The 23,300-nt window shown below is 49.7% G+C and carries 13 protein-coding genes and 1 pseudogene; 5 read left to right on the top strand and 9 right to left on the bottom strand.

Going from position 1 to position 23,300, the window contains the following annotated elements; genetic code table 11:
* Window positions 1-73 precede the first annotated feature (73 nt).
* From DESTI_RS25510 to DESTI_RS25480, 7 genes are all read right to left on the bottom strand, one after another.
* Window positions 74-889: a cytidylate kinase-like family protein gene (locus DESTI_RS25510; RefSeq protein WP_014812847.1), complete on the bottom strand. Its 816-nt coding sequence runs from the start codon at window positions 887-889 to the stop codon at window positions 74-76.
* Window positions 890-1,032: 143 nt separating this feature from the next.
* Window positions 1,033-2,286 carry an FAD-dependent oxidoreductase gene (locus DESTI_RS25505; RefSeq protein ID WP_014812846.1) on the bottom strand — a complete coding sequence of 418 codons (1,254 nt, stop codon included), beginning with the start codon at window positions 2,284-2,286 and terminating at the stop codon, window positions 1,033-1,035.
* Window positions 2,287-2,307: 21 nt separating this feature from the next.
* Window positions 2,308-2,640, bottom strand: coding sequence for a thioredoxin family protein (locus tag DESTI_RS25500; protein ID WP_014812845.1), 333 nt, complete (start codon window positions 2,638-2,640; stop codon window positions 2,308-2,310).
* Between the two features lie 5 nt (window positions 2,641-2,645).
* On the bottom strand, window positions 2,646-3,986 hold the full coding sequence (locus DESTI_RS25495; protein WP_014812844.1) for an alkyl/aryl-sulfatase: 1,341 nt from the start codon (window positions 3,984-3,986) through the stop codon (window positions 2,646-2,648).
* A 108-nt stretch (window positions 3,987-4,094) separates the two neighbouring features.
* Window positions 4,095-6,098 (bottom strand): TRAP transporter large permease subunit, encoded by a 2,004-nt coding sequence (locus DESTI_RS25490; protein ID WP_014812843.1) that lies wholly within the window; start codon window positions 6,096-6,098, stop codon window positions 4,095-4,097.
* A gap of 309 nt (window positions 6,099-6,407) precedes the next feature.
* Window positions 6,408-7,523: a TRAP transporter substrate-binding protein DctP gene (dctP, locus tag DESTI_RS25485; protein WP_014812842.1), complete on the bottom strand. Its 1,116-nt coding sequence runs from the start codon at window positions 7,521-7,523 to the stop codon at window positions 6,408-6,410.
* A 139-nt stretch (window positions 7,524-7,662) separates the two neighbouring features.
* Window positions 7,663-9,690 (bottom strand): alkaline phosphatase family protein, encoded by a 2,028-nt coding sequence (locus DESTI_RS25480; RefSeq protein ID WP_014812841.1) that lies wholly within the window; start codon window positions 9,688-9,690, stop codon window positions 7,663-7,665.
* A gap of 687 nt (window positions 9,691-10,377) precedes the next feature.
* On the opposite strand from DESTI_RS25480, the gene DESTI_RS25475 reads away from it, so the two are divergent.
* Window positions 10,378-11,742, top strand: coding sequence for a transporter substrate-binding domain-containing protein (locus tag DESTI_RS25475; protein ID WP_014812840.1), 1,365 nt, complete (start codon window positions 10,378-10,380; stop codon window positions 11,740-11,742).
* A 753-nt stretch (window positions 11,743-12,495) separates the two neighbouring features.
* On the top strand, window positions 12,496-18,636 hold the full coding sequence (locus DESTI_RS25465; RefSeq protein ID WP_014812839.1) for an AAA family ATPase: 6,141 nt from the start codon (window positions 12,496-12,498) through the stop codon (window positions 18,634-18,636).
* Between the two features lie 316 nt (window positions 18,637-18,952).
* Here the strand turns inward: DESTI_RS25465 and tnpA are convergent.
* Window positions 18,953-19,386: pseudogene (gene tnpA / locus DESTI_RS25460) on the bottom strand (IS200/IS605 family transposase).
* 70 nt (window positions 19,387-19,456) lie between these two features.
* The gene (locus DESTI_RS25455; RefSeq protein ID WP_157212276.1) at window positions 19,457-19,774 is read right to left on the bottom strand and encodes a hypothetical protein; all 318 of its coding nucleotides are present in this window, start codon (window positions 19,772-19,774) and stop codon (window positions 19,457-19,459) included.
* 870 nt (window positions 19,775-20,644) lie between these two features.
* On the opposite strand from DESTI_RS25455, the gene DESTI_RS25450 reads away from it, so the two are divergent.
* From DESTI_RS25450 to DESTI_RS25440, 3 genes are all read left to right on the top strand, one after another.
* A complete protein-coding gene (locus DESTI_RS25450) occupies window positions 20,645-21,667 on the top strand; it encodes a ParB N-terminal domain-containing protein (protein ID WP_157212275.1) in 1,023 nt (340 codons plus the stop codon).
* Window positions 21,668-21,771: 104 nt separating this feature from the next.
* Entirely contained in the window at window positions 21,772-22,101 is a 330-nt protein-coding gene (locus DESTI_RS25445; RefSeq protein ID WP_014812836.1) for a helix-turn-helix domain-containing protein, read from the top strand.
* Complete coding sequence (locus DESTI_RS25440) at window positions 22,092-23,291, top strand: tyrosine-type recombinase/integrase (protein WP_014812835.1); 1,200 nt, start codon at window positions 22,092-22,094, stop codon at window positions 23,289-23,291. The genes DESTI_RS25445 and DESTI_RS25440 overlap by 10 nt, the downstream gene beginning before the upstream one ends.
* Window positions 23,292-23,300 lie beyond the last annotated feature (9 nt).

The raw sequence follows: 23,300 nt of genomic DNA, 5'->3' as shown, positions 1-23,300 counted from the left end.
ATACTTCGTCTCATGATGCTATCCAAAGGTGACCTGACGCCGGTCGGAGCAAAGGCTCCGATCTGCCCTCCCTCTAAACGGCTGATCCCAGAGTTACCTTTACTTCTTTCACCCCCTGAATGGTCTGGGCAATATCTTCAATCCGGCGAATGACATGCTTTTGCTTGAAGGCATCTCCCATCATACTGAGCGACACCTTGACATGGATGAAAACTATATGGTTCTTTGCCGTCACTCGGATCTCAGGGAACTCGTCTATCAGGGCTGATTCTACTTGGGCTGCAAGGGCTAGGTCGCCCAGAAGGCTTTGTGATTCTGGAGTCGTTTGAAATGATGGAAGACTCACCATATCAACTATGGTTTCCACGGCAATGTCCTGAGTGAGAGTCTTGATATTCAAGACTATGTCATAGAGCGATGAATCCGCCGTGTCACAGCCATATATGCTCAGGGCCCATTTGCGTCGCTCCTCATCGTCTTTCTTGAGGAGGGTTCGTGCTTCGTCTTCGGAAATGCTCTCACGTCTCATCTCCTCTCGCACTCGATCTTCAAAATCAGCGATAATCCTTACCTTCAAGACATGAGGTACGCCTTGTAGAAAGAAGTGTCCAGCGATTCCATGATAAACCATGTCATCCGTCTGAGCGGCCTTCAGCAAAGCGGTGCGAATATAAGATAAGTATTTTTCCTTGGTGTGGCCGAATCGCTCCAGAATCGTGGGAGCATCGTGGATGGCCTTCATAAGCTTGATCTCGGGAATGTCAAAAGTCCTAGAGGCTTCCAGTAAGATTTCGCGCGATATACATTTATAGCCGAGAGTTTGGGCCACTTTCATAGCGATTTGACTGCCGCGGCTATAACATCCTCTGCTTATGACAATGATTGACATTTTTTTTCCCTTCTCTTAATAAAATGTTGTGTCTGCTAATAGTTCCTATTCCTCATTTCAAGACACGAAGAAAGAGAATGAAAACTCTCCACAAGTTAAGATCAAGCGATGCAACATTATCGCTATTAAAGAAGGACAAGACCCTAACTGTCGGTCGGGTGACAATTCACAACTGTTTTGCAAGAAATCAACTGGCCGACCAAATCTTCTTTGTCCATGGTACACTCCAGTTGTTTTACGCATAATCCTCGGTCCAGAATCAGAACCGCTGGGACCTCTTTGACTCCATATTTCTCGGCCAGGTTTGTTTTCGTGGCAACATCAATCTTTACTATTTTATACGCTCCACTCTGTTCGTTATTAACCGCCTCAAGCAATGTGCCAAATTCCAGACTTGAATTGTCTTTGGCATCGAAGAACAGCAACAAAACCTTTCCTTCGCTGCCCATCACGGATGTCCTAAAATCATTCAATTCGCTAATATATCTTTCAGCAGCTACTGCTGCAGTGGCGCCGTCTCCGGCGGAGGTAACGATTTGACGTAAATATTTGATCCTGTTATCGCCCACGGCATAAACGCCCGGAATATTAGTCTCCATATGCTCATTCACGGGAATATATCCCCTCTTGTCCATCTCCACCCCACTGCCGTCCAAGAATCTGGTGGACGGGACCATGCCTACGAACATGAATACTCCCTGGCATGGCAGGTCTGAACACGTACCCGTTTTCAGATTCTTCACCTTTACGCACTCCACATTTTCATGACCCATGATCTCCTGTATCGTAGAATTCCAAATGAATTCCATTCCTTCATGGCAGAGCGCCTTCTCAGCGCTTATTTTGTTGCAATCCAGAATTCCTTCATCATGCAGGACAATGACTTTGACTTTATTCGCAAACTTGGTGATATACATTCCTTCTTCAATGGCTTGATCGCCGCTGCCAACCACAATGACATCCTCGCCTTCAAAAGACTCTGCATCACAGGTGGCGCAATACGCCACTCCGTTACCCATGAACTTTTTCTCTCCAGGGATGTTAAGAAATCTCGGTTCACTGCCGCATGCTATGATCACGGCCTTTGCATAAAGATCTTTCTTTTTTCTGGTTCTAACGAATTTTTCTTCTTTGGAAAAGTCTACTTCAACTGCGGTGTCTTTTAGGAAATCGACGCCAAAGGCCTTTGCATGCTTTTCAAAAGTCGCCATTAAGTCCGGACCGGATATATTGACGATGCCAGGCCAATTGGCTATCTCTCTTGTATTGTTAACCAATCCGCCAACGGATCCCTTATTGATCACCACAGTCTTCAGCTTGGCCCTACCGCCATAAATAGCAGCGGTAAGTCCGCTAGGGCCGCCACCAATTATGAGTAAATCATAGTGATTATCCATGGGTTAACTCCTAGTGTGCATTCATCCAAAAATTTCGGCTATTCTTTCTTCTATTGCATCATCTTCGACCAGGCCCGCCATTTTGCCCTGGTACTCTCCATCATTAAAAAAGAGAATTTGTGGAATGCTTTTTAGAGAAAATCGTTGAAACAGTTTCTTTTGCTCTTCTACATCGACAGCATAAAAACCGCATTTCTCTTTATACTCGGGTTCCAACTCCTCCAAAGTCGGAACGACTTCTTCACACACATGACAAGTTTTTCTCATAAATATTACCAAACAAGGGCTTTCTTTTTCGTACACTATCCGTTCAAAGGAATCGGTATCCAGTCTCTGCAAAGTCGTGTCGATCATTTCTTTTACTCCCTTTCTATTTTGCTATCCTCAGCAGAAGAGCGGTAATAATTGGCCGTTGGAGCGTTAGCACTCAAGTGGCTCATCGCCATCAAAGAATTCACCTTCAGTCGCCTTGCCGTATCGTTGTCGGGATCGTTCCCAAGAACCATCTCGCACAACTCCAAGACAGCCTGATGACGACCCTCTTCTTGTGCTTTTTCTAAATGTTGCAGCACGTCTTTGACAGATCCAGCGAGAGTAATCACCTCTTTTCCCAACTCCTTTCTCGAAAGAGGAGAAAGATTAGCGGGGTTCCCGTCAAACCAACCCACGTAACTGTTGTATATGCTCCGAATGCAGTAAGGAATGTGACCATAGGATTGGATGAGATAGGGAAGACGGGCCAAATGGTGTGGCAAGACCGCTTCTTTTACCACTTCATCAATTGGCTCGAAGTTTTGTACTGCTCCAAGGGCAAGATCGTGTACATGCAGGATGGCGTCCCGATAATTGGAGAGAACTGTTCTAATCTCTTCTCTTCCCTGAACGGGAAACCCATGTCCCTGCAGAAGATGATGAGGATGCAGCGCAATGATGCGGTTCTGCGCTTCAGCCCACTCCAGGACCGGCCTTACGCCGCACCCTCGAATCGTATAGAGATTTGGAAAGCTCGGGTAGAAGATATCGCCACACGCAACGACTCCCAGTTGCGGCATATGAACGATGGTATGATCCGCTGTTTCTCCCGGCGTATGATAGAGATGAAACGTGACGCCTCCAATGTCGAAGGAGGTCTTCTTTCCATTAAATGTCTCCGTTGGCTTCACAACGCTATCTGGCGCCACCGGCTCAAAAATAAACTCCGCAGCGATCGGCAAGGGATACTCGCTGATGTTAGGAGCTAGCCGTTCGCTCTGGAGAAGGCTTGCACCGAACATCCTCGCACCTCGCACCGCTCCGCTTTTCCCTAGAAGCGCCTGTAACGGCAACTCATCGAGAAAGCTCTCGTGGGCGTAGACCTCCACTTTATTGTTAGAAAAGGCCTTCCCGCCCAATACGTGATCCGGATGGCTATGGGTGTAGACGATCGCTGTCACCGGGGCCTTGGAAATAGCTCTAAAGGCGTCCAAAGCATCCCTAGCGGCTCGTTGGCTATTGGTCGTGTCGATGGCGACAATGCCCTCTCCCGTCTCAACGAGAATCATGTTGGAGACGCCATAGCCAATCGCAGTATAGACATTCTCTGTTACCATTACGAGGCGGGGACCCGCGTACTGGGCCGCGATGCGATCGAGCTCTTTTCTTTCCTTCGAAGCTGGCCATACCATAGACTTAGCAGCTTTCATTTTATGAGGGTCGAGCATGACGGCTTCTTTCTCTGAGAGCTACCGCTCCCCTCCTGAAGCAGAAAAGGAAGCAGTGAACACTCAGCAAGTCATTGATGAAGTTGGAGGCTCCCGTGTGTTCTTACGTCAAAGATCCTTTATCGCTTCCAGCACGTCCATTGAGCTTGGAAGATATGTTGCGACGATCGGGAACATGTAAAGGATTAAAATCAACACGCACTGCATGGCGATGAAGGGTACTATCCCTCGAAAAACCGTCGCCATGGGAACATCCTTGGCCACGCCGGCTATGACGTACACGTTGACGCCGACGGGAGGCGTGATCTGCCCCATTTCCATCATGATGACCATGATGACGCCAAACCAGATGGGGTCATAGCCCAAGCCTATAACGGTCGGGAAGATCATGGGAAGCGTCAGCATGACCATGGGAATGATGTTCATGAGCATTCCAAGAATGACATATATTCCCAAGATGATCATGAAGACAAAGGCGCGATGGATACCCAGGTTTTTCACCCAGTCGGCCATGGCGAGGGGCAATTCGCTCATGCCGACGAAGTAGTTGAGAATGGTGACGCCGAGCAGGATGGTGAAGATCATGGCGGTCACTTCGATCGTCTCCATCATGGCGTCCAGGAATTTTTTAAAGGTGAACCGACGCAAGATCATTCCGAAGGCCAACGCTGCGACGAAACCGACTGCGCCGCCCTCATTCGCAGTAAAGAGGCCAAACCAGATGCCACCCATGATAAGGAAAAAGAGGATCAAAACGGGCCAGATCCCTGTGATTGCCTCAAATTTTTCTTTGGCTGTGGTGTGTCCTCCAGCAGGACCGGCCAGAGGATCCATGCGACAGCGAACATAGACGACGGTGCAGTACATTAGAGTCAGCAGAAGGCCCGGCGCGATCCCGGCGATGAAAAGCTTTCCAATGGATTGCTCGGTGATGATCCCGTAGACGATGAAGCCGATGCTCGGCGGGATGAGAATGCCCAGGGTGCCTCCAGCAGCTACGGCTCCACAGGCCATGCTCATGTCGTATTTCGCTTTCTTCATCTCGGGAATCGCTACGCTGCCCATGGTGGCACCCGTGGCCATGCTGTCACCACAGATCGCCGCAAAACCTCCACAACCCATAATCGTGGAAATCGCTAATCCACCCCTGATATTCCCAAAGCATTTGTAGGCTGCGTCGAACAGGTTCCTGCTGAAATCCGACGCAAAGCACAGAAAGCCCATTCCGACGAAGAAGGGGATAACAGTAAATATGTAATCCCCTACCGTCGGGAAAACCGCCATCTGCACGATCGAAAATGATGCCGCGGCATCCCTCAGATACCAGCTTCCAAGTATCCCTATGAAGCCCATGACAAAGGCGATGGGGGAGCCGATGGCCATGAGGGAAAACAGCAGCAGTATGCCGGCTATCCCTGCCTTCAAGACAGTCATCTGGATGGAGAGCGCTTTGAGGATGGCAGGAAGGAAGACAACGGCCCCGACAGCGGCGAGTAGCATTGCCATGGCGAGAATGGGATTTCGGCTCACTTCCCACAACCTGGCCCAATAGGTGAGCAATTGCGCTGTAAAAACGAGACAGATCAGGATAGAGCCCAGCACGACAATGGCATAAAAAGGCCACAACGGCCACTGCAACACGATTCCGATCTCATGCATGGCAATGGCATGTTGAATTTTCGTCACATGCTCCACGGCGACGATCGCAAACAAGGCGGCGCCAATGCAGAGGCCAAAGCTTTCCGTCAGAATCCGCGTGCGCTCGGAGAACTTGGAACTGAGCATATCTACGGAAACGTGCCCTCCTCGTATCTGTGTGTGGGCAATGCTGAAGAACACCACCGATGCCATGAGCCACTGCTCAAATTCCATGACCTGCGGGATGGTGGTTGAAAAATACTTTCTGAGCAGGACGTCAAGAACCATTGCAAAGGCCATGATCATGATCATGGCTGCAGCGAGCCGGCCGCTCCATAGACTGACCGGCTTCAAAACCCTCATCATTCCCTGGCCGACGCCGGCGAGTGCTGCACTGACCGAGCAACTGCCGCGGGGCGCTTCTATGGGTACCACAGTCTCGTCCACTATGTTTACACAGGTATCCATTTCCATTGGTTTTCCTCCAATTATCCCGTTGGCGGCGACAGGTGCTCAAGATCCTGATCACGCAGCCATATGCAATTTGTAGGAATTCGTTATTTGGTTAGGCGGTAGTTGTGCCGCCGAGCTTTGGACTAGAGATGTTGAGTGACATAATGACCTGTTCACCTCGTGTTTCGTTAGGGAAGACACGATGCGCAATTCTCATGCGTAACGAGCCTAACGTGACACCGCTTCAGATTTCGGCCTTGCGGGATTGAAATTCCAGCCGCCTAATCGCGCTGGGGTACTTATAGGCCTTGATGACAGGTCGTGCTCGCATTATTTTTCCGTCTTCTTACCGATCCGCCCCTGCTTCCACCACTCATCTTCCGGAGTGTCAGCTACTTTCGTTTCCGCCGCTATTTCGTTTATACGGTCGAAAATGGCCTGTCCATTCATGCCGCTGTCATTCAGCTTCTTGATCCAGACGTCATACATGGGTTTGACCGCATCTTTCCACTTCTTGAACTCGTCGCCAGGCGGGGCGTAAAACTTATCGCCTCGCTTGCTCAGAGCTTCAAGCACCCAGGCCCCTTCGTTGGTGAGGGTATGCCCGCACAACCGCGCAAACGATGGCATCAACTCATCGAAGACCTTCTGCACGTCTGGGGGCAACTTGTCCCATGTTTCCTTGCGCATGGCGATGACCATCGGCTCAACCTTGAAGTTTGCGATGGTATGGGCGTTGGTGATTTCGGTGATTTTGTACGAACGGAGGGGAGCGTTGGGGAAGAGGGTTGCCTCTGCCATTCCCCGATGAATCGCCATGTAGACATCGGAATACCCCACCGGCTGCGGCGCCATTCCGAGTAGCTGGGCCATTTGCGCAACCAGTCCGCTGCCCACGGCCACGCGCAGATTCTTCATGTCGTCAAGGGTCTTGACAAGCTTGTCTTTTGTGGAGAGGTTTATCACGTCAGTGGTAAAAACCCCCAGGAATTTGATATCTTTCATCTCTTGTTGCATCTCGGGCATCGTTTGGTACATTTTCCAGGCAATGTCCGCACTGTGCGCGGCGCCCTGTACAGTGAACGGCAAGCTTAAGCCCTCGGTAATCTTGAAGATGTGCGGGTAGAGGAAGGCGGCGACTACTACGAGATCCACAACGCCGGACTGAACGGATTCATACGACTGTGGCATCTTCACGAGGCTATCGCCAAAGAACCATGTGAACTTCACCTTGCCGTTGGTGCGCCGCTCCACCTCGTCTCCGAACAACTGGTATGCATCCTTGGTCAACCGGTGCACAACGGGGTGGGGCGGCGAAGCCGCCTTGATGGCGATGACCGCTGTTCCCTCGGCTGACTGCGCAGCAGGCGCAAGCCACAACAGTAGCGATGCCACAACACAAAAAATAACCGTCGCCATTTTTGTGCTTGGAATCATCTTTTTCATGACTTTCTCCCATTTACGATTGTTGTTTCGATGGTGCGCCTCCTCACCGTCAGAGATGGCGAAGACTTAGCCCTTAAAGAGGCACACCATTCTTTCATAGCAACTGCGCTACCCGGTCACCCGGTGAATGTTGGGCATCCTAAAATTCTTCCTCAAAAATCTGATATACCGGAGCGCCTTCACAATTTCTAGGGAATCTGACTCCGCCCAAAGCGGCTACAGTAGCAGCCACATCGATTTGGCGTATGACACGATCCGTCTTGAAGTTCTCTTTGATCCCTTTTCCGGCAGCTATAAAAGCCGGCGAGACGGAGGTATCGGCTTCACCCCAGGATGTGGAGAGGCTGTCTGCGTGGTCCCATTGGTAGCCTTCCGCCATGAAGTAGACGATGTCACCCGATTCAGGCCCGCCAAGACCAAAGTGGACAGCGTCCTTATTTCGTACAGCCAAAGCAATGACCCGTTTTCCTGTCTTGGGATGTCTATATCCGTAAAGACGGGTCATGATCTCTTCTTCAACCTCATACTTGTCTTTGGGATCGACGATGCCATGGGCATCACGTCCCTTGAGGTTGACATAGATGTTGGTCTCCCTTTGGGCAATGGCCAATGTATTCTCCCAGTCGATTTCTGGCAGCCGGTTGCCCTTCTCATCCCTTTTCAATCTCGTGAGGCCAAGTTCTTCCATCAAGCCAACGCTGATGCCAAGTATGTCGCCCATTAGGAGGAAGTCGTGTTTTGAACAAACCTGTGCATGATCGGAAACAATTAGGACCGACCAGCCTTGATCCAGATATTTCAGAAACTTGCCAAAATACCAGTCAGTCAGGACATAGAGGTCTTCCATGAATTTCTGGTAATCTTCCGGTGGCAGCTTATTGTAGCCCTTATCGCTCATGTAACGAATGAACATGTGCTCCTGCAGGTCGATGCAATGGAAATGAGAGAAAACGGCTTCGATGCCGTGATTGTCGATCAGGTCCGTAATCGCTTTTGCTTGCCAGTCCGCATTGACATACCAGCTGTTCAGCATGATATCATTGATCAATTCTTTACTTTGCTGACCCAGCATAGAGGTGGGAGCGGCATATCCAGCACTTTCGACGATCCAATCATACATTTGGGCGGGATGAACGCATTTTTTGATGTCTTTGTCCATGGCAGCGGATATATAAATTCTCAGATTCGAGGCATCGGGAGCCAGTTCCAGCAGCTTCATATTGCGAACCACGTCCACTCTTTTGTCATCGCGGATGCCTTCATCCTCAATGCGATCGACAAATTTGCCTAAATCCAGAACAGCTAGCGGCTGCACCTCTTTCTTCGATTTGTAGACGGCAACGCTGTCATACACGCCTTTTTCATTCTTAAGGACCAAGCAAGGCCTGCGGATCAGACCTCCTGACAACAGCATGGTGATTTCCTTGGCACCAGCCGGTGCTTTGGCCCAATCTGTGGCATCTTTAATGGGAGATTGGGCGATATTGACGGGTGCATCGGGAGTGGCCTGGGAACCGCGGGTTTTGTCCACAATGATGTTGTGATTTTCTCTCGCCCCGGTCAACTCGAGGATGTTGTATCCATCGGCATCAGGAATATCCATTCCGGTAATAGAGCACGGGGTAACGGCGTTTTCGCTGACGTTCTTGAAGAACGACGCCTCCTGGATTTTAGTGTCCGCACCCAATATCATCTCGCCCTCAAACTGCGCGAAGCTCATACCGACGGAACCGGGGCTGGTGCCATCAACGACATGCAGGTTGGGGCTGTCGGAGGTTGGAGGCCAAGAGCATCCAGGCCAGTGCCAGACGAGGGTCTTCTTGCCGGCTTCGGCAAAGCAATTCCAGACATGCTCAGCCTTGCAGCTTGTGGAGTCGAGACTGTAGCGGATCCAATCCAGACCTTTGGGAGAAGAAATATCAAAGCCGGTGACGCAATGCACATTGGCGTAGCAACCTGTGGCGAGCGTTGCCCACATAGGCGGTGTAACCGTGGGATGTCCACCCAAAAGCACGAGATCTTCACGACAAGAGCCGCGGTCAATGTATTTTTTAGCATTGGGCATCTTTCCTTCATCAACATACTTCTTCATCAACCTCGGATCTAAACCATCAATGCCAAGTACCAAAACTTTTTCTGAAATAACGGGGCGTTTCGGTTTTTTCATCGGTTTCTCCTTCTTCTTTCGTTGGTTCTCATTTGCCGATTCAACCGGCAGTACGTGTGGCTTGCTTATCGTTTGATTTGCGTAAGAGCAAAGCTTGTACCACCTGCCATAAGCATTTTTCAGACCGTGGAATTGCACCGAAAGATCCAATCGAACGCTGTTTTTCGTTTACCTGTGAGTATGTGACGATGTTTAATATTGACCAGTTACTGTCCAGACCTGTTCAATGACTGGTCACATAATTTGACCCAAGAAGGACAGGCATCAAGAGTGTGAAGAGATTATGTCTTGTAATCAATTCGGCCTGATTTCAATCCCATAGGCGGTTGATCATCTTTTGAACAGTCTCGATCTCAAAGTGTGGGACGCCGGCGATCCCTGAGAAACGTACACCTTCTGTCTATACGAGTACAGAGGGTGAAGGCGTCAACCGGACAAAGAAGACGCTAACACCCGACCGCTGAGCCTTGGCGAGCAACGTCGAAGGAGATGCAGCGCCCCGTGTGCCTCCACGATCCGGTGAAAGTATCTGGGGATCCTGGAGAAGCAATGGCGAATCGGTTTAAAGTAAGAGGAGAATGTCAGATAACGAGAAATCCCTCTCTCTTAAAGGGCAGAGAGTTTTCGATAGGTTACTGGTTGAGCCGTGGCATGGGTTTTGATACTATTAGATAAGGAGCATTCCTGATGGATTACAATCTCACCATACTTGATAATCGTTTGTTCGTAAAAAAAAAGCTTTTGTTTATTTCTTTGGCTTGCGTCCTTCTTTTATGCTCGACTAGCATCTGGGCTTCTCAAAAAGAGCATTTTGTAGCTGTTGGATTGGCCGATGCGTTTCCCTATTCCTACATGGATGAAAAAGGAAATGCGGCAGGCATATATATCGATATCGCTAAGATGGTGTCAAATAAGACAGGTATGGAGCTGGAAATCAAGCTGATGGAATGGTCCTCAGCTATTGAAGCCATAGAAAAAGGAACGGCTGATTTTCTGTTAGGCATCCTCGCGGAAGATGATAGAAATTGGCAATTTGCAGTTTCCGATCCGCACTCCAATATAGAGCTCGCTTATTTTTCTTACGATCAACTCTCATTCCCCTCTATTCCTTATGAACCCACTATGCAGAGAATGAATGTAGGAATATACGAGATGATAGCCGATATGGAGAGCTTTATTTTCTTGCCTGCAACATCAAAAGCGATGATTTCGGATGTTGACTCGTTATTTCTTCTGCTATCACAAAAAAAACTCAACGCGGCTCTTTGCCCACGAGAGATAGGAACCTCATTTGTCAAAAAACACAGTTTATCGAGTATTAAAGTTAAGCCGTATCCGGTCTTAACTCGAAAAGTGTGTTTTGCTGCGCTTAAGGACAGAAAAGATTTGGTAGAAAAGCTCAACGCCGGTCTGAATACAGTAAAGAATACTCGTGAATATTTTGCTCTCATCAGTTCAAATTCGCCTTTCTGCGAACATAAAAATTTAGATAAAATACCAATTGTCAATTTCGTTTTTCCCGTTATTTTTACCCTAATATTGATCGCAGGTTATGCTTCTACAATATTTATAAAGAAGACCTTTGGGCGAAGCGCTTTGTTGGCTCTATTTCTCGTATGTATTTCGATTGAAGCACTTTTCATCGTTGCAACTTACTTACAAGATAGACATGCTCAAAAACAAATAGTGCATGATCAAATGAAAACACTGGGGAACCTCAATTCAATGCTCCTGGCCAATCGCATCAAGAGAGTAAAAGATAGCATGAAAATGATTGAGACGAATCCTTTGCTGACCGATTCTTCCCTTTTTTCTCTCGATAAAGATGTCCCCGGATATCAGGACAGTGGCGATCAAGTCGGAGGTCAGGCCATTTTTTTGGAATGCTTGCGTGACATACGTCGTCCAATATTTGGCAGTAAAGAAACTCTGGAGTTGAGGTTGAAGAAGATGTCTACGGCGGCTTCACTATCCCGAGGCTCGCTTTTGTTCATGGTGACTCCCGTGAGGGGCTTTTCTCCACAATTGTGCTCCGATGCGGTCCTTTCCTGACTCGGCAGCAAACGAGGGGTCACTGGATTGGCTCAAGCAGAGTGTCCCGAAGAGGCGCATGGCCGCGTTCCTTTTCGATAAGATGGCGAAGTGTATCACGAGCGTGAAATGGGAGCCACGAAATCGGACAAAACTCGCTCAACTTCGGCCACGTGGCCGAAGTACATCACAAAATGGGCCAAATCTGAACAGGCTGGACGGACTCTGCGCACTGATGAGATTTCACAGCACGGCTCAAAAGGACTTCTACGCGGGTACGGTGTCGGAATAGAACGGATTTTCTGAGGCACTGATTCCTCGTTGAGTTTCTCTTCATCCTACACGAGATAGGTGGGCTGGTCGTCCCTTTTCGCTTCCACACCTCCATCCGTCCGCGAGAATCGTTCGAAAATGCGCCAGAGAACGATTGCGAGTAACGCCTCAAATCGGGGTAAGTAGGGGGTGGTCCTTTCCTTCACATTTCAGGTGCTTGGGGTAAAGAGCGGGCATGTCATCACGATGTCAATAAGTTACGTCATCTCAGAACGTCCAAGGAGAGAAAACGTCCTCCGCGAAGAGGAGCATCTTTCGGTTCATCCCCACGCATGTGGGGAACAGTTCTTGAGGTCAGGGGGAAGACCTCTCTGCCCTCAAGGGTCCCAACACAGGCAAAATGGCAAGACAGCCGCATAATTCAGGCTTGTGACATGGCGGCTGCTCTGTGATACACTATTAGTAGTCGACGTATCTCAACACTGTTCAGGGACGTTCTCCATGACCACTATTTCCGGCTACAGCATTTTGGAAACCATCCACGCCGCATCAAAATCCCTGGTATATCGTGCTCGAACAGAGGGTAACGGCCAACCGGTCATATTGAAATTACTCAACAAATCCCACCCTAATTACGACGAGATCACCAAATTCAGGCGAGAATACCAGATTACCCTGAGCCTTCGGGACCTTAATGGAACCATCGACCTCTACGACTTTCGGGAACACCAGAATACCTTGATCATGGTCCTTGAGGATTTTGGCGGATGCTCTCTCGACAGAATCATCACAGCAAGGGCTCTAGGGTTGAGAGAATTTCTGAACGTGTCAATCATGATTGCAGGCTCTTTGGCGGAGATCCATGATGCCAAGGTGATGCACAAAGACATTAACCCGTCGAATATTGTATACAATCAGTCGACGGGCGTATTAAAGATTATCGATTTCGGAATCGCGACAAAGCTTTCTTTGGAGAACCCGGACATCATGAACCCGGAGGTGATCGAGGGCACTCTACCCTACCTCTCACCCGAACAGACCAGCAGGATGAATCGAACTCTGGATTACCGAACGGATTTCTACTCACTGGGGGTGACCCTCTACGAATTGCTGACAGGCATGCTCCCACATAGCGCCAGTGACGCGTCAGAAATGGTGCATTGTCACATTGCCAAGCATCCTGTCGCTCCACATCTCTGCCACCCTGAGATACCGGAACCTGTCTCCGAAATCGTCATGAAACTCCTGGCGAAAAACGCTGAAGACCGGTACGAAAGCGCAATCGGAATCAAGGCGGATCTGGAGGAATGCCTCTGGCAACTGGATGCACACGGAGCGATCCCCACGTTTATCCTCGGGCACAAGGATGTTCCGCAATTATTCAGAATCCCTGAGAAGCTTTACGGTCGTGGGAAACAAATCCAAGCCCTCATGGACTCGTTCGACCGAGTAGCTGGAGGAGCAAGCGAAATCACCCTTGTCTCGGGTCAGGCGGGAATAGGGAAGACCTCGTTGGTGAAAGAAATCTATAGGCCCATCACCCTCCGACGAGGCTATTTTGTTTCGGGAAAATTCGATCAGTTCGGACGCAACATTCCTTACAGCGCTTTCGTTGACGCTTTTCGCGATCTCGTGAGGCAGCTACTCACAGAAAACGAGACCCTGCTACGAGAATGGCGCACGGCGATCCTTGAAAGGGTCCGCACCAACGGCAGGGTAATTACAGAAGTGATTCCTGAACTGGAGCTCATCATAGGCCCTCAGCCTCCGGTGCAGGAAGTTGATCCCTTAGCGTCCAGGAATCGCTTTGATCTGACGTTTCGAAGTTTCCTGGGGGCTTTCTGCAGCGCCGATCATCCGCTGGTTGTGTTTCTTGATGATCTGCAGTGGGCGGATTCGGCTTCTCTCACGTTTCTCGAATCCATGATGAGTGATTCGGACACAGCCTACATCTTGGTCTTAGGAGCGTATAGAAACAACGAAGTCGACGAGGCCCATCCACTCGTGCTGACCCTGGATCGATTAAAGGGCCACGGGGCCGTCGTGGGTGAGCTTTCTTTAGGGCCGCTTAATCTTGATGACCTCACGGATATCATTTGCGACACCGTTCACGCAGAGCCCAGGGCAATGGCGCCTCTCGCCGAGCTGCTGGAACAGAAAACAGGAGGTAATCCTTTTTTTGTCAGCACCTTTTTGAAGGCTCTCCATGCCGAGGGAGCCCTTACCTTCGACCCCAAGACCTGTACGTGGTCGTGCGACCTGACAAGGGCCTACGCACTGGGGATCAGCGAGAACGTCGCAGATCTATTGGCTCGAAACATCGGCAAATTGAGGCGTTCAACACTCCGGGCGCTGCAGATAGCCGCGTGCATGGGCGACTATTTCGAGCTGGATTTGCTTACCACTGTTTCAGAAGATCCACCGGCGCTCGTGATGGAGTCACTTCAGGAAGCCGTTTCAAAAGGCATACTCTTGCCGATGGGGGAGGGTCACAAAACGCTGGAGCTAGGCTTGACCGAAGAGAACGAAAGCGTCCGCATACATTACAGATTTGCTCACGACCAGATCAGGAAATCGGTGTATTCCTTGATCCCCGTGGCGGAAGCTCCGAAGATCCATCGGCAAATCGGTCGAACCTTGCTCCAAATCCACCCCGATGCGGCGTACAACCCCAAGGTCTTCGAAGTAGTAACCCAGCTTCACGCTGGAATGTCCGATATTCAGAGCCACGCTGAAAGACTGGAACTAGCTCGTCTCAGCCTTCAGGCCGGGAAGAGGGCCAAGTTGTCCGCTGCCTATGAGCCTGCACTTAGGTACCTTCAGGAGGGGATCAGGTTGCTCGGAGAGAGCTGTTGGAACGAGGACTATGACCTGATGCTGTCACTGTATATCGAAGGAGCAGAAAATGCTTATTTATGCGCGGACCTTGAAGAAATGGAGGCGCTGGCTGCCGAAGCTCTCAAGCATGCCACGGGCCTACTCGATAAGGTTGGAGTCCATGAGGTCAAAATCCAAGGGCGCATTGCTGAAAAGAAGTGGCTGGAAGCCATTAGGATGGCACTTGAGGTCCTGGAACTGTTGGGTCAGGGTTTTCCTAGTAAACCCGGGCCGCTCCACGTGCTTTACGGATTCCTGAAAACCAGACTGGCCATATCCGGCAGAGAAATCGAAGAATTCTCGCTCCTTCCCGAAATGACTGATCAAACAACATTGGCTGTTATGCGTATTCTGTTTTGTGTGGCGCAAGCGACATACTATGCAATGCCCCGCTTATTACCCCTTCTGGTTTTCAGAGGTGTCCAGCTTACCTTGAAGTACGGCAATGCACCCGAGTCTTCGTTTTGGTGGGCCCTTTACGGAGCCATATTCTGCGGCAAGGTAGGGGATTTGGCTACGGGGACTCGGTTCGGAAAACTGGCCTTGACGACGGCTGAAGGGTCAAAGGCCCCCCATGCCAAATCCAGGGCAACGTATGTAGTTAATGCCCTTATCAGACATTGGACCGAGCATATCAAGGTGTATTTCGGTGAATTTGAAGAGAACTGCCGTACTGCTACAGAGGCGGGGGATTTGCAGTCTGCGGCTCTCTCGGCATTCTACTATTGCATGTTCTCGTTCATAACCGGTGTGGAACTGACCGAGCAGGAACGTCAAGCGTCCAAAATCATTAACAGACTCAGCAAGCTTGGGCAAGAAGCAGCGTTGACCTTTACCGGATGTTGCTGGCAAGTCATTCTCAATCTTCTCGGGCACAATGAGGACCCCTGTAATTTGGTAGGACCGGCATACGACGAAACGCGCATGCTGCCGATTCATGAAGAATCCAAAGATATAACTGCTATCCATATGGTGCATTACTGGAAGCTCTATCTCAACTACTCTTTTCAAAATTATCGTAAGGCTTTCGAACACGCCGCAATCGCTGAGAAGTCAGTTGAAGGGGCTTTCTCCAATCCCAGAATGGTGCTTTTCGTCTTCCATTCCACATTGGCCGGTCTTGCCATATTCTCGGAGTTGTCCAAGAGGGACAGAAGGAAGGTTCTCAAACGGACAAGGGTCAACTTGAAGAGAATGAAGCGGTGGGCCGATTACGTCCCGGAAAACCACTTGCACAAATGGTGGCTTATGCAGGCCGAACTTTACCGGGTGCTGGGTAAGGAGCATCAGGCAACAAACTCCTATGATCGGGCTGCGGCACTAGCCCGGGAAAACGGGTACATCCATGAGGCAGCTCTTGCTTACGAAATAGGAGCACGGTTCCATTTCTCCATGGGTCGTAGAGAAATCGCCAAGGGATATTTGACCGAAGCGCGGTACTGCTACCAAAGGTGGGGAGCCCTGGCAAAAGTCAAAGATTTGAACGAACGGTACCCGGACTTGCTGCTGCCATTACCGGTCTCATCGACTTCAGCCCAGGACTCTAGCGCATTCACACGGCACACCACCACCTCCAGTGATGCTGAGGAACTCGACTTGGCGGCAGTGATCAAGTCGGCTCAGGCCATCTCAGGTGAGATCGTACTCGGAAATCTCCTGAATAGGGTGCTGCTCATCGCAATTGAAAGTGCGGGCGCACAGAAAGGCATGTTGATCTTAAAGACGGCCAATGGCTTGAGTATAGAAGGTGAAGCATACGCGGAAGAAACTGATATTAGAGTACTACAGTCTACACCGGTGCAAGATAGCAACGAACTTTCACGAGCAATCATAAACTTTGTGGCACGAACCGGAGAGACGGTTGTTCTGAACGACGCGACACGGGAAGGCGCCTTTAGCAATGACCCGTACGTTGTGAGCAACAGCATCAAATCCGTCCTGTGTTCTCCGTTGATTCACCAGGGAAAGATCACGGGAATCGCCTACTTCGAGAATAACTCAATCGCAGGGGCTTTTTCGCAGGGACGGGTGGAACTCGTGAAACTCCTGTGTTCTCAGGCAGCCATCTCGCTGGAAAATGCCCTCCTGTATGATGTATTGGAACAAAGAGTCGCGGAACGCACCACAGAGCTTCTCTCAGCCAACCAAAGCCTCCACCAGGCCAAAGCAGAAGCTGAATCCGCGGCCCAAACTAAAGCAGTATTCCTTGCCAATATGAGCCACGAAATCCGAACCCCCCTCAACGGTGTCCTGGGTATGATCGATCTTATGCTCGACTCGGATCTGACGGCGGAGCAGCATGGGCGCGCTACGATCGCCCACTCCGCTGCACATGCCTTGCTCGCCCTACTCAACGACATCCTAGATTTTTCCAAGATCGAAGCTGGCAAATTGGAACTGGAAGAAACTGATTTCGCCGTGAGGCCGCTCTTGCATAGTGTAGAATCTCTCTTAGAAGTACGGGCAAGGGAAAAAATGTTGAATTTGAGAGCTCGGGTGGCCCAAGATGTCCCGATCGCTTTGCGCGGCGATCCCAATCGACTACGGCAAATACTGCTCAACTTAGGTAACAACGCCGTCAAGTTCACTGATCATGGAGAGATATCAATCCAGGTGGACGTACAGGAAGAGATGAGTCATCAAGTGTTCCTTCATTTTGCAGTGTCGGACACCGGCATCGGCCTCCCTCCGGACAAGTTGGACTCAATCTTCAATCGCTTCACGCAAGCCGATTTGTCTACAGCCAGGAAGTACGGGGGCTCGGGGCTGGGATTGGCAATTTGTGCTCAGCTAGTGGAAGCGATGGGAGGGGACATTTGGACAGATAGCCAAGTGGGGAAAGGGAGTACCTTTCATTTCACGGTTAGGTTCAGACGGGCCGAATGCACTGAGGGAATTGCTCCGGAAGTTGCCGAAAAGCAAATGATTAAGGTTGATCTTTCCGGCATGAAAGTGCTCTTGGCTGAGGACAATGTTTTCAATCAAGCAGTGGCAATGGAGGTCTTGAGGAAGCAGGGGTGCGAAGTAACGCTTGCATCCAACGGAAAAGAGGCGGTTCAAGCCTTCGACTCCCAACCTTTTGACGTGATCCTGATGGATGTGCAAATGCCCGAGATGGACGGATTTGAAGCAACGCGTATAATTCGATCCAGGGAGACATCCGGTAGAATTCCTATCATAGCTCAGACGGCTCATGCCTTCAAAGAAGATAGAGACCGATGTAAGAGAGCCGGCATGGACGAACATATACCAAAACCTCTAAGAATCCCTCAGTTGCTGACAGTGCTGGAACACTTTTACAATTCTCATGGGCCTGGGGCGCCTTCTGGGAGCCAGGCGACCTCAGACTCGCTGTCCCCGAACGTCGTGTCGGGTTCAAGCCTTCGAATGACACCATCGGAGGATCACGGTTATGAAATAGAGGGTTTTGATGAACGGGAACTTCTGGAACGGTTGTGTGGAGACGAAGAACTGTGCAAGGAGATTTTGGAATTGTTCTGTGAGCAAATCCCAGTGACCTTGGCTGAATTGCGCGCCGCCTTAATAGCGGAAGACTGGGGGAGACTCGCCCATGTAGCACATACCCTAAAAGGTGCGTCTGCCAACATCAGCGCACGCTCTTTATCTGATGTCGCTGCCGAAATGGAACGAACGGCCCGATCACCTCAGCCCGCCAAGCTGCAGGGCCTGCTCTCACTGATTGAATTGGGCCTGAGTGCTGTAAAGCAGTCCTATGGCCGGTACGGATGGCGAGAGAGCGAGTGAAGCCAAACTCGATCAAGGCTTTCAGGGCAAAAGGGGAACTTTGCGGTAAAATCCGAACGGGACTGTTTCACGAGTGTCTGGTTTTTGTAAAGAGGTCAGACTTGACTTATGGGTATTTATTTAAGAGTTGTTTTGCTCAATGCCGAACGGAAGCGAACTCACAATTCAGACAAGGAATGTGACGCTGGATGAAGCGTATTGCAGAATGCGTGTTGGTGCAACACCAGGCGCCATAGACCTCCGACTTTGCCGGAGGCATGATGTTGGGAACCGCTCAAAGCGGTTGAAGTCTGAGGGACACCTGAAGGTGGCTCACCTACTCAAACATGTTCATTTGATCTAGCCTACGATCTTCTTGTTTCTGCTTCTTTATGTATTCTCTGATGAGAGTCTCGTCTCGTCCAACAGTTGAAACGAAATACCCTCTTGCCCAAAAATGCTGGCCCACAAAGTTACGTTTGCGTCCAACACAGGTTCTTGCAATCTGTATTGCGCTCTTGCCCTTAATGAATCCAACCACCTGTGCCACCGAGTACATGGGTGGAATTGAAACGAGCATATGAATATGGTCGGGCATAAGGTGCCCCTCCGCTACCCTGCTCTCCATCTGCATTGCCAATTCCCTGAGAACGCTTCCCAGATGCTTTCTCAGGTTCCCATAAAGGACCTTCTTGCGGTATTTCGGAATCCACACGACACACGATACATGCAATCCCACACCGTGTGGCTTAGGCTTTGAAACTCGTCCATCGGATGTCTCCTTTTTTCTTGAACTTTGAGCGGTTCAGAAGGAGGAGGCTCCGATAGACTCCCCGAAATGTCAAACTCTGTGAGTCCCCCAGCAGAGCCGGGGGTTTACCACCTTATTATTATTTTCCACACCGGGATCATCGAACTCAACTCTGCTCATGTCTGTTTCCAAAATCCTGCGAAGGCCAACCTGTTCCATGGCCTCGCACAGGTCATAGATCTGTTTCTGAAGCTTCTTGTTTGAGGTCTCGCCCGTCTTGTCTTCGAGGTAGTCCAGGAGTTCGTCCAGCTGTTCCATTGACAGTCGGATAAGGAAAAGGCCTTTCCTCATCGGAGCCAGTCGTACGAGCCTGAGCAGATGTTCAGGGACAGCGATCTCGTTGAGCAAGAGATCTCTCTGGCTCATGCTCAAAGATCAGAATTATCCAAGCTGTAGTCTATGTCTGTCCTTCCATTGCGAGAATCTGCCCCCAGAGACCAAACAATACGAACCTCGGAATTGTTGTCAAATAGTTATTTCTGCCCCATTGTTCAATTCCCTTCAACTATCATGAAGACTCAGCCATAGCTTGCATCTACATTGAATCAAGATATGCGGTCACCAATCTATATCACGTCAAGATCCCTCCTAGTCGCGGTAGTCCAAACCTTATGTTACGGAGGAGGCCTTGGCAATCGTCTGACGAGCTATTCATGATCTGAAAAAGAGGAGACTTGAGTCCAACTTTTACTCTCCCGACGCGTCGGGAGAGTTATTCGTACAGGGCCGTCGGACGGTTCAGAAAGACCGCTGTCACTCAATATGTTAATATTACGGCAGTTTTATGAACATTCAATCTCGAACATAAAAATGAAAAAAAGCGAAGTCGTTATTTCGGGGCGTTACCTTCAAGTTACTGAAATAACAATCTCAAGAGAGATGGATCTGTGTACTAGTTAATAAGTAGAAGGACAATTTATGAGAAAGCCTCGGTTGCCGATGAGGAAGGCCGGGGCGAGTAGTTGAACAGTTTAGAATGATTTATTTCATAGTCACCAGATTTTATTCATAGTCACCAGATTTTATTCATAGTCTTCAGATTCTTACCTGATCGGCTGGTCCAGATACCCACGAATGGGCCAGCCCTTGATCAATTCATAGCCAGATTCACCAACAATTACAACAGGCGGGACACTGCACAGCAGAGGAGAGCTATTGATGGTGTTCCTGCTATTCGGGCCGAATAGATTCAATCACGGCCCTGAAAGGAGCAAAGCAATGATAACAACGAGAAGAATTGAAGAAATTGAGACCCATCCCCTATTCGAGGGACTATTCATGATCAACAAAAATCTATTGGCAAAGATCGAGCAAAACATGCGCGAAGAGAATTACGACGACTCCCAGCCCATTATCCTGGGGACCTGGCCGGGACAGGACAACCCCGTGTGCATTGATGGCCATACTCGGCTGAAAGCAGCCACTAATGTAGGAATCAAGGAGGTTTTCGTCTGCTCGTACGAGTTCGAGACGGAAGAAGGCGCTTTTGAATATGCGGTACGTCTACAGAGCCACCGCCGAATCCTCACCGATGGTGACCTGATCCATTGTATTCAGCGACTGCATGAACAAAAGCCCAGAGGCGGAAATCGGAGAAGTGAAACTGCAAAAGAATCAATACCGCAAAGTTGCGGTAATGAAAACGGTCGATCTGCTGGCGCCAAACGAACCGCTGAATTGCTCAACATAAGCACTCGGAAGGTTGAACAGGCTCTTACTGTAATTAATCGCGGGAGCCCTGAGACTAAAGAGGCCGTCTTGAAAAACGATATTTCGATCAACAAGGCATATCAAAAGACGCAGAAGGACCGGAAGCGGGCTGAAGCTGAATCCTCTGCTGAGGTTTTGCAGGGCGAAATCATCGACGGAGAAGAGGAGGATGACAGCAAGGTCTCTCAATTTCGTGCCCCCGTGTTCATCAGCATGGAGCACTTCGGGGCGCTGAACGAGTTGGGTGGATTTGCCGAGGAGCACGTGGCCAACGCTATTGAGCTCTATCTTCAATCCCAGACTGAGCAGGATGAAAGAAATCCCGTAGCGAGTGACCAGGGTGACATGAAAGACGAAGACGATGAGGAAGAATGGTTTTATCCTGAAGGGTGGGCAAACGAACAGGGAAGCGAGAAAAGCCCCGATGATGATGCTGACAGTGATGAAGAAGAATGCCCATTTGTCGATGACAACGCTCCTGAAGAGGATGACGAAGAATACTTTTATCCCGAAGATTACAAAGAAGACTGAGACACAATGTCTTTGAAGGCCCTTTCTGCCGTTACCTCCAACGGCAGGGGGGCACAAGGCGGGTGTAGTCCCGCAAATTATTCCATTGGAGGAAAACATGAATTATGAACAGCGAAGGCAGAAGGGAGAATGATAACGACCAGATCGGTATCCAGAGGCTCTTGAGTCCTAAGGAAGTTGCCGACATTTTGGGAATTAGTGTGAAGACGGTCCACAAATTGGTGAGGGACCAAAGACTAGCGTGCGTGCAGGTCACTTCAAAAGAGAAAAGATTTACTCAGGAACAGGTGCAAGAATTTGTCCGATCCCGAACAATCGAAAGACCAATTGACAGAAAGGACCTAAGGCCAGTAAATTTCCCACGGAAAGGAGGCGAGAAATCATTGGGGTTTGCCAGGACCGCTCTCAAACAGGAGATGCAGTCATGGCGGTAACGAAGAGGAAGAAGGGCTATTACATTTACTTCCGCCCCTTCAAGCAAGAGCTTGTGGGGGTGACAACTGATGCAAGATGCAAAACTGAAGCTCGGCAGATTGAGATGGCACTTTTGAAGGCATGCCGCACTGGAGACTATGAATCTTTGGACCCCACCACACGTGAGGTGTGTGTGCGAATGTTCCAAAACCAGAGTTGGACTCTCCCTAACCAACTGGAGGCTACTGTCCCGACTTCGGGAGAGTTGACCTTATGGGAGGGGATACAGCAGTGCCTCACCTACCCTGGCATAAAGGATTCATCCAATAGGGAACGACACGAGCAAGCGTTTCTTCATGTAGCACGTCTCATAGGCAAAGATCGCAGCATAAAATCCATTTGGGTGCCTGACATTGAAGCGTATCAGGTGCGCCGATTGGATGAGGGCGCGGCTCCATCTACGGTGAACAAAGAGAAGGCAGCGCTCTCAAAGATGTTCAATGTGCTGATCAAGTTGCGGCTCATTGAAGTGAACCCGGCAAAGCTGGTGAAGAATCTCAATGAAAAATCCGGTGAGCGGGAAGTCTATCTGAGCCATAGAGACTTCAACAGGATTGTCCAGCAACTGCCTCCGTGGGAACGTCCCGTTGTCCAAACCCTGTATTACACAGGCATGAGACGAGGAGAGGCTTTAGGACTGACCAGAGATCGGGTGAACCTCAAAGAACGAATGATTCTGTTGAGACCTGAAGACGTGAAGGAACGCAGATGGAAACGCGTTTCCATTCACAGAGATCTGGTTCCTGTATTGGAGGAAGTCCTGAAGGTACGATCCATTGGAAGCGATAAGATTTTCCTGATAAATGGGCAACCCCCAAATGAGGATTCTTTACGCAAGCCATGGAAGAAGGCAGTGAAAGAACTCAAGTTCGATCCAGAGCCCAGAGTCCATGACCTCAGGCACACATGGAAAACGAATTCCATGCGGTCAGGCATGGATCCTGAGATCAGAGAGAGCATCATGGGACACTGGTTTAGAGGAAAGACGGTTGCCGAGCGTTACGGTAGGATCAGCGACGCGGATTTGCTTCGAGAAATAGACAAGGTGACCTTTCAACATGGTGAGACTGAAATATTAGTCTCCGAGTCAAAAAAGAAAAACCCGAAAGAGCTGGTACCTCCTTCGGGAAAAATGTTAACAAATTGTTAACACGGTCTC

This window comes from Desulfomonile tiedjei DSM 6799, assembly GCF_000266945.1.
Taxonomy (GTDB): domain Bacteria; phylum Desulfobacterota; class Desulfomonilia; order Desulfomonilales; family Desulfomonilaceae; genus Desulfomonile; species Desulfomonile tiedjei.
Note: the sequence above shows the minus strand (reverse complement) of the source record. Positions and strands in the feature narration are given on the sequence as shown.

Coding starts and splice junctions, on each gene's coding strand:
- DESTI_RS25510 (WP_014812847.1), bottom strand. CDS start 889: ATGTCAATCATTGTCATAAGCAGAGGATGTTATAGCCGCGGCAGTCAA.
- DESTI_RS25505 (WP_014812846.1), bottom strand. CDS start 2,286: ATGGATAATCACTATGATTTACTCATAATTGGTGGCGGCCCTAGCGGA.
- DESTI_RS25500 (WP_014812845.1), bottom strand. CDS start 2,640: ATGATCGACACGACTTTGCAGAGACTGGATACCGATTCCTTTGAACGG.
- DESTI_RS25495 (WP_014812844.1), bottom strand. CDS start 3,986: ATGCTCGACCCTCATAAAATGAAAGCTGCTAAGTCTATGGTATGGCCA.
- DESTI_RS25490 (WP_014812843.1), bottom strand. CDS start 6,098: ATGGAAATGGATACCTGTGTAAACATAGTGGACGAGACTGTGGTACCC.
- dctP (WP_014812842.1), bottom strand. CDS start 7,523: ATGAAAAAGATGATTCCAAGCACAAAAATGGCGACGGTTATTTTTTGT.
- DESTI_RS25480 (WP_014812841.1), bottom strand. CDS start 9,690: ATGAAAAAACCGAAACGCCCCGTTATTTCAGAAAAAGTTTTGGTACTT.
- DESTI_RS25475 (WP_014812840.1), top strand. CDS start 10,378: ATGGATTACAATCTCACCATACTTGATAATCGTTTGTTCGTAAAAAAA.
- DESTI_RS25465 (WP_014812839.1), top strand. CDS start 12,496: ATGACCACTATTTCCGGCTACAGCATTTTGGAAACCATCCACGCCGCA.
- DESTI_RS25450 (WP_157212275.1), top strand. CDS start 20,645: ATGATAACAACGAGAAGAATTGAAGAAATTGAGACCCATCCCCTATTC.
- DESTI_RS25445 (WP_014812836.1), top strand. CDS start 21,772: ATGAACAGCGAAGGCAGAAGGGAGAATGATAACGACCAGATCGGTATC.
- DESTI_RS25440 (WP_014812835.1), top strand. CDS start 22,092: ATGGCGGTAACGAAGAGGAAGAAGGGCTATTACATTTACTTCCGCCCC.